The sequence below is a fragment of the Sinomonas sp. genome (assembly GCF_036848755.1).
GTDB lineage: Bacteria > Actinomycetota > Actinomycetes > Actinomycetales > Micrococcaceae > Sinomonas.
Genome location: NZ_DAIUJO010000038.1, coordinates 1 through 15,521, shown reverse-complemented (window position 1 = coordinate 15,521; position 15,521 = coordinate 1). Strand labels below are relative to the sequence as shown.

At 71.4% G+C, this 15,521-nt stretch carries 12 protein-coding genes; 5 read left to right on the top strand and 7 right to left on the bottom strand.

All coding sequences use genetic code 11. The features are described 5' to 3' along the window. Positions 1 to 10 precede the first annotated feature (10 nt). The gene (locus V7053_RS08200; RefSeq protein ID WP_334171801.1) at positions 11 to 3,895 is read left to right on the top strand and encodes a Pls/PosA family non-ribosomal peptide synthetase; all 3,885 of its coding nucleotides are present in this window, start codon (positions 11 to 13) and stop codon (positions 3,893 to 3,895) included. Continuing rightward, positions 3,892 to 5,262 (top strand): M1 family metallopeptidase, encoded by a 1,371-nt coding sequence (locus V7053_RS08195; protein ID WP_334171783.1) that lies wholly within the window; start codon positions 3,892 to 3,894, stop codon positions 5,260 to 5,262. The genes V7053_RS08200 and V7053_RS08195 overlap by 4 nt, the downstream gene beginning before the upstream one ends. Here the strand turns inward: V7053_RS08195 and V7053_RS08190 are convergent. The 3 genes from V7053_RS08190 to pheS form a co-directional block, all read right to left on the bottom strand. Then, positions 5,252 to 5,857 (bottom strand): 4'-phosphopantetheinyl transferase family protein, encoded by a 606-nt coding sequence (locus V7053_RS08190; RefSeq protein ID WP_334171782.1) that lies wholly within the window; start codon positions 5,855 to 5,857, stop codon positions 5,252 to 5,254. The two genes, V7053_RS08195 and V7053_RS08190, sit on opposite strands and share 11 nt — an antisense overlap. 95 nt (positions 5,858 to 5,952) lie before the next feature. Then, positions 5,953 to 8,499, bottom strand: a complete 2,547-nt coding sequence (pheT, locus tag V7053_RS08185; protein WP_334171781.1) for a phenylalanine--tRNA ligase subunit beta — start codon at positions 8,497 to 8,499, stop codon at positions 5,953 to 5,955. A gap of 4 nt (positions 8,500 to 8,503) precedes the next feature. Continuing rightward, a complete protein-coding gene (gene pheS, locus V7053_RS08180) occupies positions 8,504 to 9,565 on the bottom strand; it encodes a phenylalanine--tRNA ligase subunit alpha (RefSeq protein ID WP_334171780.1) in 1,062 nt (353 codons plus the stop codon). A gap of 130 nt (positions 9,566 to 9,695) precedes the next feature. Here pheS and V7053_RS08175 point away from each other — a divergent pair, with 130 nt between their 5' ends. Both V7053_RS08175 and V7053_RS08170 read left to right on the top strand, forming a co-directional pair. Beyond that, positions 9,696 to 10,346: an SIMPL domain-containing protein gene (locus V7053_RS08175; protein ID WP_334171779.1), complete on the top strand. Its 651-nt coding sequence runs from the start codon at positions 9,696 to 9,698 to the stop codon at positions 10,344 to 10,346. Between the two features lie 33 nt (positions 10,347 to 10,379). Beyond that, positions 10,380 to 11,435: an Rv2578c family radical SAM protein gene (locus V7053_RS08170; protein ID WP_334171778.1), complete on the top strand. Its 1,056-nt coding sequence runs from the start codon at positions 10,380 to 10,382 to the stop codon at positions 11,433 to 11,435. On the opposite strand, the gene V7053_RS08165 is transcribed toward V7053_RS08170, so the two are convergent. Beyond that, a complete protein-coding gene (locus tag V7053_RS08165) occupies positions 11,432 to 11,890 on the bottom strand; it encodes a (deoxy)nucleoside triphosphate pyrophosphohydrolase (RefSeq protein WP_334171777.1) in 459 nt (152 codons plus the stop codon). The genes V7053_RS08170 and V7053_RS08165 overlap by 4 nt on opposite strands. A gap of 197 nt (positions 11,891 to 12,087) precedes the next feature. On the opposite strand from V7053_RS08165, the gene V7053_RS08160 reads away from it, so the two are divergent. Then, a complete protein-coding gene (locus V7053_RS08160; protein ID WP_334171800.1) occupies positions 12,088 to 13,230 on the top strand; it encodes an MFS transporter in 1,143 nt (380 codons plus the stop codon). A 7-nt stretch (positions 13,231 to 13,237) separates the two neighbouring features. On the opposite strand, the gene V7053_RS08155 is transcribed toward V7053_RS08160, so the two are convergent. The 3 genes from V7053_RS08155 to rplT all read right to left on the bottom strand — a co-directional run. After that, a complete protein-coding gene (locus tag V7053_RS08155) occupies positions 13,238 to 14,152 on the bottom strand; it encodes a cation diffusion facilitator family transporter (RefSeq protein WP_334171776.1) in 915 nt (304 codons plus the stop codon). 10 nt (positions 14,153 to 14,162) lie between these two features. Next, positions 14,163 to 15,092: a TrmH family RNA methyltransferase gene (locus V7053_RS08150; protein ID WP_334171799.1), complete on the bottom strand. Its 930-nt coding sequence runs from the start codon at positions 15,090 to 15,092 to the stop codon at positions 14,163 to 14,165. 153 nt (positions 15,093 to 15,245) lie between these two features. Then, on the bottom strand, positions 15,246 to 15,521 hold a 276-nt coding region (rplT, locus tag V7053_RS08145), incomplete at its 5' end, for a 50S ribosomal protein L20 (RefSeq protein WP_334171775.1).

The window sequence follows — 15,521 nt, the reverse complement described above, 5'->3', positions numbered from 1 at the left end:
CCTCCCCCAGATGCCCGGGTCCACGCGCACCCCGCCGGCCCGGACCCTCGTCGAGATCCTGCTCGCCACTGCGGATGCGTTCCCCGAGGCACCCGCGCTCGACGACGGAACCCGGGTGCTCAGCTACGCCGAGCTCATCGTGGAGGTCCGCGCTCTCGGCAGGAAGCTCCACGCCGCGGGGCTCGGCGCGGGCGACCGGATCGGCATCCGGATTCCCTCGGGGACGTGCGACCTCTACGTCGCGATCCTCGCGACCCTCATGGTGGGCGCCGCCTACGTCCCCGTGGACGCCGACGACCCCGCCGAGCGTGCGAAGCTCGTGTTCGCCGAGGCCGAGGTCGCCGGGATCCTCAGGGGCGAGGGCGAGGTGGTCGCCGACAAGACGCGCCCTCGGCCGTTCCCCTCCCCGCGGCTGCCGCGCCTCGAGGACGACGCGTGGATCATCTTCACCTCGGGCTCCACCGGCACTCCCAAGGGCGTGGCCGTGCAGCACCGCTCGGCCGGAGCGTTCGTGGACGCCGAGGCGCGGCTGTTCCTCCGAGCGGAGCCCATCGGACCCGAGGACCGCGTGCTCGCGGGCCTCTCCGTCGCGTTCGACGCCTCGTGCGAGGAGATGTGGCTCGCGTGGCGGCACGGCGCATGCCTCGTCCCGGCCCCACGCTCGCTCGTGCGGACCGGCATGGACCTGGGACCATGGCTCGTGGCGCGAGGGATCACCGTCGTCTCCACCGTCCCGACGCTCGCGGCGCTGTGGCCCGCCGAAGCGCTCGAGAACGTCCGCCTGCTCATCTTCGGAGGCGAAGCGTGCCCGCCCGAACTCGCGCAGCGGCTCGCCGTGGAGGGCCGGGAGGTGTGGAACACCTACGGCCCGACCGAGGCCACGGTTGTCGCGTGTGCGGCGCTGCTCGGCGGCGAGGGCCCCGTACGCATCGGGCTGCCGCTCGACGGCTGGGACCTCGCCGTCGTCGACCCGCACGGCGTGCCCGTCCCCGAAGGCGGCGTGGGCGAGCTCATCATCGGCGGCGTCGGGCTTGCGCGCTATCTCGACCCAGAGAAGGACGCTGCCAAGTACGCCCCGCTCGCGCCCCTCGGCTGGGAGCGCGCGTACCGCTCCGGCGACCTCGTGAAGTTCGAGCCGGAAGGCCTCCTCTTCCAGGGCCGCGCCGACGACCAGGTCAAACTGGGCGGCCGCCGCATCGAACTCGGCGAAGTGGACTCCGCTCTCCAGGCCCTTCCGGGCATCGCCGGCGCGGCGGCGGCGGTGCGGACGACGGCGGCCGGGAACCAGATCCTCGTCGGCTACCTCGCGGCCGGGGACGGCGCGCCGCCGGACCTCGCCGATGCGAGAAGACGGCTGACGCGCGCCCTCCCCGCGGCCCTCGTGCCCCTGCTCGCCGTCGTCGACTCCCTCCCGACCAAGACGAGCGGCAAGGTCGACCGCAATGCGCTGCCCTGGCCCCTTCCCGGCACGGAGCAGGGCACGGAGGAAGACCTCGAGCTGCCCGAGGACGCCGCGTGGATCCTCGAACAGTGGGGCGGCGTGCTCGGCGCCAAGCCCGCCGGCCTCGACGCCGATTTCTTCGCGGCAGGCGGCGGCTCCCTCGCGGCCGCTCAGCTGGTCTCAGCACTGCGCCACCGCTACCCGACGGTCACGGTCGCGGACGTGTACTCGCACCCAAGGCTGGGCGCGCTCATGGAAGCCGTGCTGGGTGCGGCCCCGCACGGCGGCGCACCCGCCGTCGACCGCTCGGTGGCCCCCACGTCGGGGCGCACCCAGCTCGCCCAGACCCTGCTGGGCGTCCCGCTCTTCATCCTCGTCGGCATGCGCTGGCTGACGTATCTCATGGCCACCAACAACCTGCTCGCCTCGGTGCTCGCTCCGAGCGGCAGCGTCGCGGCAGCGCCGTCCGTCTCCTGGTGGTGGGTCGGGGCCTCGTGGCTCGTCTTCGTGAGCCCGTTGGGGCGGATGGCGATCGCCGTCGGGGCGGCACGGCTGCTGCTGCGCGGGGTCTCACCCGGCCGCTACCCGCGTTCGGGGAGCGTCCACCTCAGGCTGTGGCTCGCCGAGCAGATCTCCGACCTGTCACAGGCCGTGAGCCTCGCGAGCGCCCCCTGGGTCCCCTATTACGCGCGCGCCCTCGGCGCGACCATCGGACGGAATGTCGTGCTGCACTCGGTGCCGCCGGTCACGGGGATGCTCTCCATCGGGGACGGGGCCTCGGTCGAGCCCGAGGTGGACTTGGCCGGCTGGTGGGTCGACGGCGACTCGGTGTACGTCGGTGCGGTACGCATCGGTGCGGGCGCGACCATCGGCTCCCGCTCCACCCTCCTCCCGGGTGCCCAGGTGGGTGCGAACGCCGTCGTGGACCCGGGCTCGGCGGTCTCTGGGAAGATCAAGGCAGGCCTTCGGGTCGCCGGCTCCCCGGCACGTCGGGTGGGGAAGGCCAAGCCCGAGTGGCCCGACCGCCCCGATCGATCGGCCCTCGCCGAGGGCCTCTGGATCGCCGCCTTCGGGGCGGCCTCCACGCTCCTTGCGCTCATCCCCTACGCTTCGGGCGCCGCAGCGGGCGCAGTCCTCGCGTGGGCGGCCGCAGGCCACGGGACCCTCCACGCGGCCCTCCCCTCGCTCCTGGCAGCGGCCCCGCTCGCGGCGGCCGTCTGGTTCGTGTCGAATCTGCTTCTCGTCGCCGGCTCGACCCGCCTTCTGGGAATCGGCCTTCGCGAAGGCACCTATCCCGTCCGCAGCCGCGTCGGCTGGCAGGTCTGGGCGACCGAGCGGGTCCTGGACTTGGCCCGCGACCTCCTGTTCCCGCTCTACGCGAGCCTCTTCACGCCCACGTGGCTTCGGCTGCTCGGGGCGGACATCGGCAGGAACGTCGAGGCCTCGACCGTGCTCCTCGTGCCCAAGATGACCACCGTCGGCGAGGGCGCGTTCCTCGCCGACGACACGATGGTCGCCTCGTATGAGCTCGGCGGCGGCTGGCTCCGCATCGCCCCGGCGAAGGTCGGCAAACGCGCGTTCCTCGGGAACTCGGGCATGACGGCGCCTGGCCGCTCGGTGCCGAAGGACGGGCTCGTCGCGGTGCTGTCGGCGACGCCCAAGAAGGCGAAGTCCGGCTCGTCCTGGCTCGGCAGCCCACCCGTCCGGCTGCGTCGGACGTCCGTCGAGGCCGACGCGAGCCGCACGTTCAATCCGCCGGCGCGGCTCAAGCTCGCCCGCGGCTTCTGGGAGCTGTGCCGCGCAGTGCCGGTCGTGGTCACGGTCGCGATCGCCGTCGTCGTCCTTGCGGCCCTGGACTGGCTCGCCGGGACCTGGGGCTACCCGGCCGCCGCTCTCCTGTGCGGTGCCGTCATGCTCGCGGCCGGCGCCGTCGCCGCGGGTGCGGCTGTCCTCGCCAAGTGGGCGCTCGTCGGCCGCATTCGTGCCGGGGAGCATCCCCTGTGGAGTTCGTTCGTGTGGCGGAACGAGGTCGTGGACACGTTTGTCGAGATGGTTGCGGCCCCGTGGTTCGCCCGCGCCGCAGCCGGCACGCCCGCCCTCGTCTGGTGGCTGCGGGCCCTCGGCGCGCGGATCGGGCGCGGAGCGTGGTGCGAAAGCTACTGGCTTCCGGAGGCGGACCTCGTGGAGCTCGGCCCGAGCTCGACCGTGAACCGCGGGTGCGTGATCCAGACGCACCTGTTCCACGACCGCATCATGAGCATCGACCGCGTGACGCTCGCCGAGGGCGCCACCATGGGTCCCCACGGGGTGATCCTGCCCGGGGCGGCGATCGGTCGCGGCGGCACCGTCGGGCCGGCGTCGCTCGTCATGCGTGGCGAGCACGTCCCCGCGGGCACCTATTGGCGCGGCAACCCCGTGGTCCCGTGGGCCGAGCCAAAGGCGCCGCGCCCGTGAGCCCCGCGAAGAGCCCCAGCTCCGAGGTCCTCGATCCGTACACGCCTGGGCACGGAACCGATGCGTATCGCGTCCGGCACTACGACCTCGACCTTGACGTCAAGCTCTCGAGCAACCGGCTCGAGGGACGCGCGCGCATCCTCGCCGAGGCGCGCGGGGACGTCGACGCCGTCGTCCTGAGCCTCGCGGGCCTCAAGGCCGCCAAGGTGCACGTCAACGGGGCGAAGGCCGCGAAGGCGACGCAGCGCGGCGACCAGCTCATCGTCAAGCTGCGCGCCGCGATTCCCGCCGGTCGCGCCTTCGAGCTCGACGTCCGTTACGAGGGCACCCCGCGCCCCGTCCGCGGCGTCTGGGGCGAGATCGGCTGGGAGGAGCTCGAGGACGGCGTCCTCGTCGCGGGGCAGCCCACGGGGGCGCCCACCTGGTTCCCGTGCAACGACCACCCGACCCAGAAAGCGTCCTTCCGCGTCTCGGCGACGGTCGACGCGGGGTACCGTGCCGTCTCGAACGGCCTCCTCGTCGGCCAGCGCAGGAAGTCGAGCCGCGAAACGTGGGTGTACGAGCAGCGCGAGCCCATGGCGCCCTATCTCGCGACCCTGCTGATCGGACGCTATCGCGGCATCGAGCTCGGCGAGTGCCCCACGGAGGGCGGCCGGCCGGTCCGCGTGGGGGCCGCGGTTCCTCCCGGCCTCCTCGCGGAAGCCCAGGCAGGGCTCAAGGACCAGGTGCGGATGCTGGAGCTGTTCACCGAGCTGTTCGGGCCGTATGCCTTCCGCGACTACACGGTCGTCGTCACCGAGGACGAACTCGAGATCCCGCTCGAGTCGCAGACCCTCTCCATCGTGGGGCCTAACCACATCAAGCCGACGTGGGAGGCGCAGCGGCTGCTCGCCCACGAGCTCGCCCATCAGTGGTTCGGCAACTCGGTGACCGTGGTGCGGTGGCAGGACATCTGGCTCCATGAGGGCTTCGCGTGCTACGCCGAGTGGCTGTGGAGCGAGCGCGCGGGCCTGCGGTCGGCGAGCGAACGCGCCACTGCTGCATGGCGGTACCTCAAGGATGAACCGCAGGACCTCGAGATCGGGCGCCCGGGCCCCCACCTCATGTTCGACGACCGCGTCTACAAGCGAGGGGCGCTCGCGCTGCACGCCGTCCGCTGCGCCGTGGGCGATGGGCTCTTCTTCGCCTCGCTCCGGACCTTCGGATCCGACTACCGTCACGGGAATGCGTCGACGCCAGACCTCGTCGCCGTGCTCGACCGGGTCTGCGGCAAGGTCCCCGGCTTCGACGCCGCGCGAGTCCTGGATCGGTGGCTGTACTGCCGCGAGCTCCCGGCCCTGCCCGAGCAGGACGCCATCAGCGCCTGACGACGGCGAGCGCCGCCGCCAGACCGTCGGGGAGTCCGAGCGCGCGCGGGGAAAGGTCGACGACGCGGGCGTCCTCAAGGGTTTCCACCGTCGCGGGGTCCGTGCGCAGGCCCTCGCCGCGCGCCTTGAGGAGGGCCTCCTTCCGGGCCCAGAGCCGTGCAGCCTCGGCGGGAGCGTCAGGGGCCGTGGACACACGGCGCCGCTCGGCCGCGGTGAAGGCAGCGTCCGGGATCGAGCGCCGGAAGTCCCCGACGGCGGCGAGGTCGACGCCGAGCCGCGGCCGCGCGCCGCCGTCGATCACCTCGGCTGCGAACAGTGCCCATCCGCCCGCTCTCGACGCGCTCGCCGCGATCGGCAGGCTGTCGCCGCGGCCGCCGTCGCCGTCGCCGTCGCGGAGGACGAAGCCCGGTGCACCGTGTTCGCCTGTGCCGCATTCGGGGCACTCGTACGCGGGGACGATGAGCCGGGGGTCAATCCCGAGCAGCTCCGCGACGAGCCCCCGGAGCGCGAGGCGCGCGAGAGTGAACTCGTACGCGGCCCGAGGGTCCGCCATCGCCTTGGCCCGCTGGGCCTCCCCGACCGTCGGTTCACCCACGGTCCCGAGAGGCTGCTCACCCCGCACCTGCAGGGCCCGCAGAATCATCGAGCGCCGCGGCCCGGTCGTTCCGGCCGCCTCACGTTCCGGCAGGCTCAGCGCTGCACGGCCCCGAAGCGTTCGGCCGCGCGCGCAACAGCCGCCGCCCTGGCCTCGGAGGCCTCGTCGGCGGTGAGCGTTCGGTCTGCGGCCCGGAAGCGGAGACCGAAGGCCAGCGACTTCTTGCCTTCGCCGATGCCTTGGCCCGCGTACACGTCGAAGAGGTGCACCTCCTCGAGGAGCTCCCCTGCACCCTCGCGCAGCGCCTCCTTGACGTCGTCGGCCGGGACCTCCGCGTCGACGATGAGCGCGACGTCTTGGGTAGCCACCGGGAACGTGGAGATGTGCTTCGCGACGATGACGTCCGGGGCGGCCTCGAACAGCGCGTCCGCGTCGAATTCGAGCGCGACCGAACGCGCGGGCAGGTCGTGCGCCGCGAGCAGCTTCGGGTGGAGCTCGCCCGCGTAGCCGACGACCTCGCCCGTGCGCAAAGCGAGCTGCGCCGTGCGGCCCGGGTGGAAGGCCTGGTGGGCACCTTGGGTCACGACGAGGTCCACACCCAGCACGTCCGCCGCGAGACGCGCGAAGTCGATGGCGTCCGACCAGTCCCAGAGCCGGGGCGTATGGTTGGCGGCCGCCGGCGAGTCGTGGCCGGTGAAGACGGCGCCAACGTGGAGCGGCTGGCGCGGGAGGCCTCCCTCGAGGCGGTCGAGGACGTCGTCGGTGGGCAACGCTCCGAGCGGCGGGATGGACGGCGTGCCGATCAGTCCGTCCTCGGGGAGGAACACGAGTCCTGCCTCGAAGAGCGCGAGGTCGCGGAAGCCCCGAGAATGGTTGCGCTTGGCGACCTCCAGGAGGCCCGGCAGCATCGACGTCCGCAGCCAGCCGAGCTCCTCGCTGAGCGGATTCGCCAGCCTGACGGCGGGGCGGGGGGCGCCGGCTTCAGCGACGCCGAATGTCTCGTTCGCTGCCTCCGAGACGAAGGGGTAGGCAAGGACCTCGGTCAGGCCCGCGTCGGCGAGCGCCTGCATGAGGCGCCTGCGTTGCTGCTGGACCCTCGTCAGGCCGCGGCCGGGAGGGGCGACCGGGAGGCGCGAAGGGATCTTGTCGTAGCCGACGAGCCGCGCGATCTCTTCGGAGAGATCCTCCTTGGTCTCGAGGTCGAGCCGCCAGCTCGGCGGCGTCACGAGGTAGTCGGCGCCTCGCCGCTCGACTGCGGCTCCCAAGTCGCCGAGCGTCCGCGCGATGAGCTCCTCGCTGAACTCCATGCCGATCCGTTCCGAGGCGAACGCCCCGGGCAGGAGGATCTGCGACGGCTCGGGCGCGCTGCCGACGTCGGTGCCGGCCTCGTCCTCGACGCCGCCGCCGAGTTCGACCAGCAGATCCACGACGCGCTGCGCTGCTTCATCAGCGACCTGCCAGTCGACGCCCCGCTCGAAGCGCTTTGACGCTTCCGAGGGCAGCTTGTGCCGACGGCGGGAGCGGCCGACCGTGACCGTGTCGAAGTGGGCGGACTCGACGAGCACGTTGACCGTCGTGTCCGAGCATTCGGTGGAGGCGCCCCCCATGACGCCGGCGATGCCGATCGGCCCGGACTCGTCCGTGATGAGCAGGTCCTCAGGATCGAGCTCCCGGACCTTGCCGTCGAGCGTCTCGAGCTTCTCGCCCTCCTCGGCCCGGCGCACGGTGATCGTGCCCGTGAGCTTGTCGAGGTCGTAGCAGTGGGTCGGCTGGCCGAGCTCGAACATGACGTAGTTCGAGATGTCGACGGGCAGCGAGATCGAGCGGACTCCCGAGAGCCGGAGGCGTGAGACCATCCACTGCGGGGTGGGCCGGGCCGGATCGATCCCCCGGACGGTGCGGGCCACGAAGCGGTCGCACCCGAGCACCCCGTGGATCGGGGCACGGTCGTCGAGGACGACGTCGTAGCCTCCTTCGAGGGAAGCCGGCGGCGTCACGCGTGTGGCCGGGTCCTCGAACGACGTCCCCGTGGCGTGCGCGTATTCGCGGGCGATACCCCGGATCGAGAAGCAGTAGCTGCGGTCGGGCGTCACGTTGATCTCCGCCGCCTCGTCGTTCAGGCCGAACAGGGCGAGGGCGTCCGTGCCGATCTCGGGGTCGAGGCCGAGGCGCGAGAGCACGATGATGCCGTCGTGGTCCTCGCCGATGCCGAGCTCACGGGCGGAAGCGATCATGCCGGCCGAGACGTGGCCGTAGGTCTTGCGTGCCGCGATGTGGAAGTCGCCCGGCAGCGTGGCGCCGGGGAGCGTCACGACGACCTTGTCGCCCTCGACGAAGTTGTGTGCACCGCACACGATGCCCTGGACTCCGGACGGGTCGATGCCCTTGCCGGTGAGCGTCTGCTCGTGGCCCTCCGGGACGACGCGGACCTGGCACCAGTTGATCGTCTTGCCGTTGGACTGGGGCTCCTTGACGAGGCTCAGGACCTGCCCCACGACAATCGGCCCGCTGATGCTCTCCGAGGGCCGGTGGACTGCCTCTTCCTCGAGCCCGACGGAGACCAGGTCGGCCATGAGGTCTTCGGCGGTCGCGTCCGCCGGGAGCTGCGTGTACTCGCGCAGCCATGAAAGGGGGATTCGCATGTCCCTAGATCTCCATCCCGAAGTGCTCGCTGAAGCGGACGTCGCCCTCGATCATGTCCCGCATGTCGACGACGTCGTTGCGGAACATGAGCGTCCGCTCAATGCCCATGCCGAAGGCGAACCCGGAGTAGACGTCCGGGTCAATGCCGGCTGCCCGGAGGACATTGGGGTTGACCATGCCGCAGCCGCCCCATTCGATCCACCGGGGGCCGCCCTTCGCACCCGGGTGCCACACGTCGAGCTCGGCGCTCGGCTCCGTGAAGGGGAAGTAGTTCGGGCGGAGCCGGATCTGGGCGTCCTGGCCGAACATGAGCCGCGCGAAGTGCTCGAGGGTCCCGCGCAGGTCTGCCATGCTGAGCCCCTTGTCGACGGCGAGGCCCTCGAACTGGTGGAAGACGGGCGTGTGCGTCGCGTCGAGCTCGTCGGTGCGGAAGACCTTGCCGGGGCACAGGACGTAGATCGGCACCTCGCGCTCGAGCATCGCCCGGACCTGGACGGGCGACGTGTGCGTGCGCATGAGAACGTGCCGCTCCGGCGGATCGACGAAGAACGTGTCCTGCATCTCGCGTGCGGGGTGGTCCGGCTTGAAGTTGAGGGCGTCGAAGTTGAACCACTCGGACTCGACCTCGGGACCCTCCGCGATCTCCCACCCCATGCCCACGAAGATGTCGCTCACCCGGTCCTGGAGGGTCGAAAGGGGGTGCCGCGCGCCCGCGCGGCGACGCCGTGGTGCGGCGGTCACGTCGACGGTCTCTTCGAGCAGGATCCGGGCGTCGTTCTCCGCCTCGAGGACCTCCGAGCGCTCACCGATGGCCTTGTTCACGCGCCCGCGCGCTGAGCCCACGATCTTGCCCGCGCTCGCCTTCGACTCCTTCGGCAGCGAGCCGATGGCCCGGTTGGCGAGCGCGAGGGGGGACTTCTCCCCGGTGTGGGCGATCCGGACGGCCTTGAGCTCGTCCAGGGTGGACGCGCCCGAGATGTCCTCGAGGGCGCGCTCGACGGCGGCGGTGACGGCAGCCTCGTCCAAAGGATCCGGGACGGTGGCGCCGGGCAATGTATCAGTCATGGACCGTTCTTACGCAGCGGGTGGGTTTGCGCCCCCAGTCTAGTAGACGCGCTGTCTCGCCCGTTTCGTCTCCTGCGAACGTTCCCCTCGGCTCTGTGCGTGATGCCCGTGCACGGCTAGCGTGAGAGGCGTGGTACACAAGCCCGACCTTGTCAGCACGACCGGTGTCGGCGTCGTCCGCTCCGCGCCGGACGCCGCCATCCTGCGCCTCGCGGTCGAGGTGCGCGACGCGGGCCTCGCCCAGGCCTACGCGGGCGCGTCCGGGGCGGCCCGACGCGTGGTCGACAGCGTGCTCGGGCTGCGCGTTCCGCGCGCCGACCTCTCGACGAGCGGCCTCAGCGTCCGCGGTGAGACCGTGTGGCGCGAGAACAGCGGGCAGCAGGTCGTCGCGTACGTCGCGAGCACGAGCCTGACGATCACCGTCCGGGAGCTCGCGCGCACGCCCGAGGTGCTCGACGCCGTCGTCCGCTCCGGGGGCGACGCCCTCAGGGTCCACGGGCTGACGCTTGAGGTGAGCGATCGCTCGAGACTTCAGGCGGCAGCGCAGGAGGCGGCGTTCGACGACGCGCGGGCGGCAGCCGAGCGGCTCGCCCACAGGGCGGGGCGCACCTTGGGGGCGGTCCTGCGGATCGACGCTGCAGGCTTCAGCGCGCCCGGGGCACCGATCCCGCTCGCCCGTGCAGCTTTGGCCAGCTCGGTCGAACCCCTCCCGATCGAAGCTGGCGAGACGGACGTCAGCGCCTCGGTCTCCGCGACGTGGAGGCTCTCGGCGAAGGCTTGACAGCGTGTTCGAAAATGTATTCGAATAGTGGCCATGCGATGGAACACGCAGACAGCGCGGGGCGAGGCCGAAGCGAGCACCGAGGGAGCTCCCCTCATCCCGCTCGCGGGGCTCCTCCGCGCCGTCCGGACGCCGGAGTTCCAAGGCATCACGTTCCATGAGGTCGCCGCCAGATCGGCGCTCAACAAGGTGCCGCCGGCGTCCTCCATGCCGTTTCGATGGACGATCAATCCCTACCGAGGGTGCAGCCACGCCTGCGTCTACTGCTTCGCGCGCGGCACCCACACCTATCTGGACCTCGACGCGGGCTTGGACTTCGATCGCCAGGTGGTGGTCAAGGTCAACGTCGTCGACGTCCTGAAGGCCGAACTCGCCCGCCCCTCGTGGTCGCGGGAGCACGTGGCACTCGGCACCAACACCGATCCCTACCAACGGGCCGAAGGCCGGTATGCGCTCATGCCCGGCATCATCCGTGCCCTCGCCGAATCGGGCACCCCGTTCTCGATCCTGACCAAGGGGACGCTCCTGGCCCGGGACCTGCCGCTCCTCAAGGCAGCGGCCGCTCACGTGCCCGTGGGCACCTCGATCTCGCTCGCGATGCTCGACCCCGAGCTCCAGTCCGTGATCGAGCCCGGCACCCCGACGCCGTCGGCCCGGTTGTCGCTCGTCTCCAAGCTGCGCGACGCCGGGCTTCCCTGCGGGGTCATGGCCATGCCGATCCTGCCCTGGCTCACCGACGGCGAGGACCACATCGATGCCCTGTTCGGCGCCCTCGCCGCGGCCGGTGCCACTGGGGTCACGGCCGGCGCGCTCCACCTGCGCCCGGGCACCAAGGAATGGTTCATGCAGTGGCTCGCGCGCGAGCACCCCCGTCTCGTCGGACGCTACCGGAGGCTCTATGGGAACGGGGCCTACGCGCCCAAGGACTACCGAACGTGGCTCGCGCGCCGCGTCAACGCCGCCAAGGCCCGCCACCGCTTCGCGGGTGCCGAGAGCTTCGGCCACCGCATGAACGGCACCCCGGCAGGCGACAGCCCTGAGAACAGCATCATGCTCCGTCCGGCGGCTGTGCAGGAGGAGCTCTTCTAGGCCCTGCCGGTCAGGGCTCGGCACGCCGCGCGCACGGCACCGACGATGGGAAGGTCCGCGGGAATCCACCCGAGCCCGGAGAGGCGCTCGACGTCGTCCAGCGGCACCCAACGCAGCTCGTCGTGGTCCTCGAGGGGGGCAGGGTCACCGTCGACGATCTCGGCAAACCACACGCGCATCGCGGCCTTCGCGTTGAGCGGCCACCCAACGGCGCGAGGGGCTGCGACTTCGTGACCGAGCAGGACGCGGACCCCGAGCTCCTCGGCAAGCTCGCGGTGCAGGGCCGCCTCGTGGGACTCGCCCTGCTCGACCTTCCCGCCGGGGAACTCCCACATCCCCGCAAAGGCCGGCGGCGCGGTCCGCCGGGCGGCGAGAAGCCGCGTCGGGCGCGCGAGGGAATCGACGATTGCCCCGCCCACTACCTGGACTATGTCCTGCCCATCCCTCGACTGCACCGTCAAAGTCTAGGCCGTGGCCCGCAGGTGCGTGCGGAATGCGCGGGCGTTCCGGGAGGTTGAAGCCCACCGTGACCACATCCGACGCGCGGACCGCGCCGCACTCCGCCCCCACGGCGCCCCCGAGCCCGTCCCCCGGCTTGGGCTACAGCCTCAGCCACAGGCCGCCCCTCGCCCCCAAGCCCCTGTTCTGGGCCATGCTCGCTCTCGCGATCGGCGGCTTCGGCATCGGCACCGTCGAGTTCACGACGATGGGCCTGCTCAAGGAGATCGAGCGGGGCCTCGCCATCAGCACCCCGCAGGCGGGCGAACTGATCTCGGCGTACGCCCTCGGCGTCGTCGTCGGAGCCCCCGTGCTCGCCGCCGTGGGGGCGCGACTCCCCCGCAAGGTCCTGGTGATGGGACTCGCCGCGTTCATCGGCCTCGCCAACCTGTCTTCCGTCTTCGCGGCGGGATTCGGCCAGATGCTGGTGTCCCGGTTCGCGTCGGGCCTGCCCCACGGCGCCTACTTCGGTGCGGCCGCCGTGCTCGCCGCCTCACTCGTCGCTCCGACGAAGCGGGGCTGGGCGATCGCGACCGTGATGTCGGGGCTCACTGTCGCGAACGTCCTCGGCGTCCCCTTCGCGACGTGGCTCGGACAGTCCTTCGGCTGGCGTCTGCTGTTCGTCCTGACCGCCGCCATCGGGCTGACCGCCGTGGTGATGATCTGGCGCTTCGTGCCCTTCGAGCGCGCGCACCCCGAGGCCAGCATCCGCCGGGAACTCCGCGCACTCTCGCGCACCCAGATGTGGCTCGCCCTCCTGATCGGCGTCGTGGGCTTCGGCGGCTTCTTCGCCACGTACACGTACATCTCGCACACGATGACGAGCGTCGCGGGGCTGCCTGAGGACCTCATGCCGCTCGTCGTCGCGCTCTACGGACTCGGCATGGTGGTGGGCAACATCGTGGGCGGCCGCCTCGCCGACCGTTCGGTCATGGGCACGATCTACCGTGGCCTTGCGCTCGTGGCCGTCTGCATGGTGCTCTACGCCCTCGGCGCCGTGTGGTGGCCCACGGCGCTTGTCATGGTGTTCGTCGTGGGCGGTTCCGGCTCGATCCTCATCCCCGCCCTGCAGACCCGCCTTCTCGACTCGGCACCGGATGCACCGACTCTCGCCTCGTCGCTCAACCACTCCGCGCTCAATGTGGCCAACGCACTCGGTGCGTTCCTCGGCGGCCTCGTCATCGGGTGGGGCTGGGGGTTCACGGCACCCGCCTGGGTGGGCGCCGTGCTCGCTCTCCTGGGCATCGGGGTGGCCGCCGCGAGCGGGCGCCTCGAGCGGCGTCGCCCGCTCGCCTGAGCAGTCCCTAGCCGACCCGGGGGATGTCGGGTTCGAGGTAGATGACGCGGGCGCTCGGAACCGCGGCGCGGATGCGGGCCTCGGCGTCGTCGATCGCCTGCGCGATCTGGGCGCCCGTCGACGCCGTGCCGACGCTGAACTTCGCCGCCACGAGCAGCTCGTCCGGGCCCAAGTGCATGGTGCGCAGGTGGATGATCCGCGTCCCATTGCTCTCGAGCGCGGACTCGATCTTCGCGATGTCCGCCGACGTTGCGGATTCGCCGAGCAGGAGCGAACTCGTCTCGAGCGCGAGGACGGCAGCAATCACGACCAGCAGGATCCCGATCATCGCGGTGCCGACCGCGTCCCAGACCCCGTTTCCGGTGATGAGGGTGAGCGAGACCCCGAACAGCGCGCAGGCAAGCCCGACGAGCGCACCGAAATCCTCGAGCAGGATGACCGGAAGCTCCGGCTGCTTCGCCGACCGGACGAACTGCACGAGGTTCTGCGTGCCCCGGTGGGGCCTCGAAGCGCCCATCGCGGTTCGGAACGAGAGGCCCTCGGCGATGATCGAGCCCACGAGGATGGCGAGCGGGACCCACCACCAGGGGCCCTCGATCCCGTGCGGGTGCTGGAACTTCTCCCACGCCTCGAACAGTGCGAACAGGCCGCCGACCGTGAACAGGACGATCGAGACGATGAACGCGTAGATGTAGCGTTCGCGGCCGTACCCGAAGGGGTGCTGGGGGCTCGCCTGCCGGGCCGAGCGCTTCCCCCCAATGAGCAGCAGGATCTGGTTGCCCGAGTCGGCGACCGAGTGGATGGCCTCGGCGAGCATCGACGACGAAGACGTCAGGATGAACGCGACAAACTTCATCGCCGCGATGGAGAGGTTGGCCGCGAGCGCAGCGACCACCGCCTTGGGACCCCCGGAATCCGACATGACTTTGAATCTACCCGTTCGCTCCGACGCCAAGCCGCTGCGCCCGCGCGCTTGCATACAGGCACACCGTGGCCGCCGTCCCCACGTTCAGGCTCTCGGCCTCCCCGTAGACGGGCACGGCCACCCTCGCGTCCGCCAGCGCGAGCTCCTCATCGGAGAGGCCTTGGGCTTCGTTGCCGAAGAGCCACACCGTGGGAGCCTCGAGGGCGTACGACGACGGCGCGTTCCGGGACGCCTGGGGCGCAGCGTTCGCCTCGGTGCCGAGCCGACGCCCCGCACTTTCGTCCTGCAACGTGTCGAGGTCGACAGCTCCGTAGCCGTCGGCGGCCAGCACGCCCAGCCCCGCGTCGCGCAGTCGCGCGACGAGCCCGCCCGCGTCCGTCCCCGTGACGACAGGCACGTGGAACAGGGACCCAGCGGTGCTGCGGACGGCCTTCGGGTTGTAGACGTCGACGCTTCCCTCGGTGAGGACCACCGCGTCCGCACCTGCCGCATCCGCGGCCCGCAGGATGGTCCCAGCGTTGCCGGGGTCCTGGACGCGGCAGAGGACGGCAACAAGGCGCGGCGACCGGGCGAGGACGTCATCGAGCGAGACATCGAGATACCGGCATACCGCGACAATGCCCTGAGGGTTCACTGTGTCCGCCATGGCGGCGAGGACCTCATCGGTCGCGAGGCGGAGCGCGCCCGTAGCAGTTGCCAGATCATCCAGCTCCGGATACCGCTCGAGGCACGCGGCACTCGCATAGACCTCGGCGACGAGCGGCCTCTGTTCAACGCCGGATTCCGCCGCGGGTGCCTCGCGGCGACGGGCATCGAGCCGCAAGGCCTCGCGTACCGCCTGGGGCCCCTCGGCGAGAAACAGTCCCCGCCGTTGCCGGGCCGAACGCTGGGCGAGCTTGGCGACATCCCGGACGCGGTCGGCGCGCGGGTTCGTCATGGAAGTCACTGGTCCACCCTAAACCGATCGGCCCCGAGGTGGTCGGGCCCGAGGTGGTCCCTGCCCGAGGTGGTCGCTGCACAGGCACGCGTGCAAAGCGAACGCCCGCACTGCCGAGAGGCAGTGCGGGCGTCCGAAACGCAGGGGCGAAGCCTACTTCGCTGCCACCGGAGCGTTGACGTCCGACGGGAGCGCCTTCTTGGCAACCTCGACGAGCGCGGCGAACGCGGCCGCGTCGGAGACTGCGAGCTCGGCGAGCATGCGCCGGTCAACCTCGACCTCGGCGGCCTTGAGGCCCTGAATGAGGCGGTTGTAAGTCAGGCCGTTAGCGCGGGCAGCGGCATTGATGCGCTGGATCCACAGGCGACGGAAGTCGCCCTTGCGCTTGTGGCGGTCCTGGTAGCTGTACACGAACGAGTGCAGCAGCTG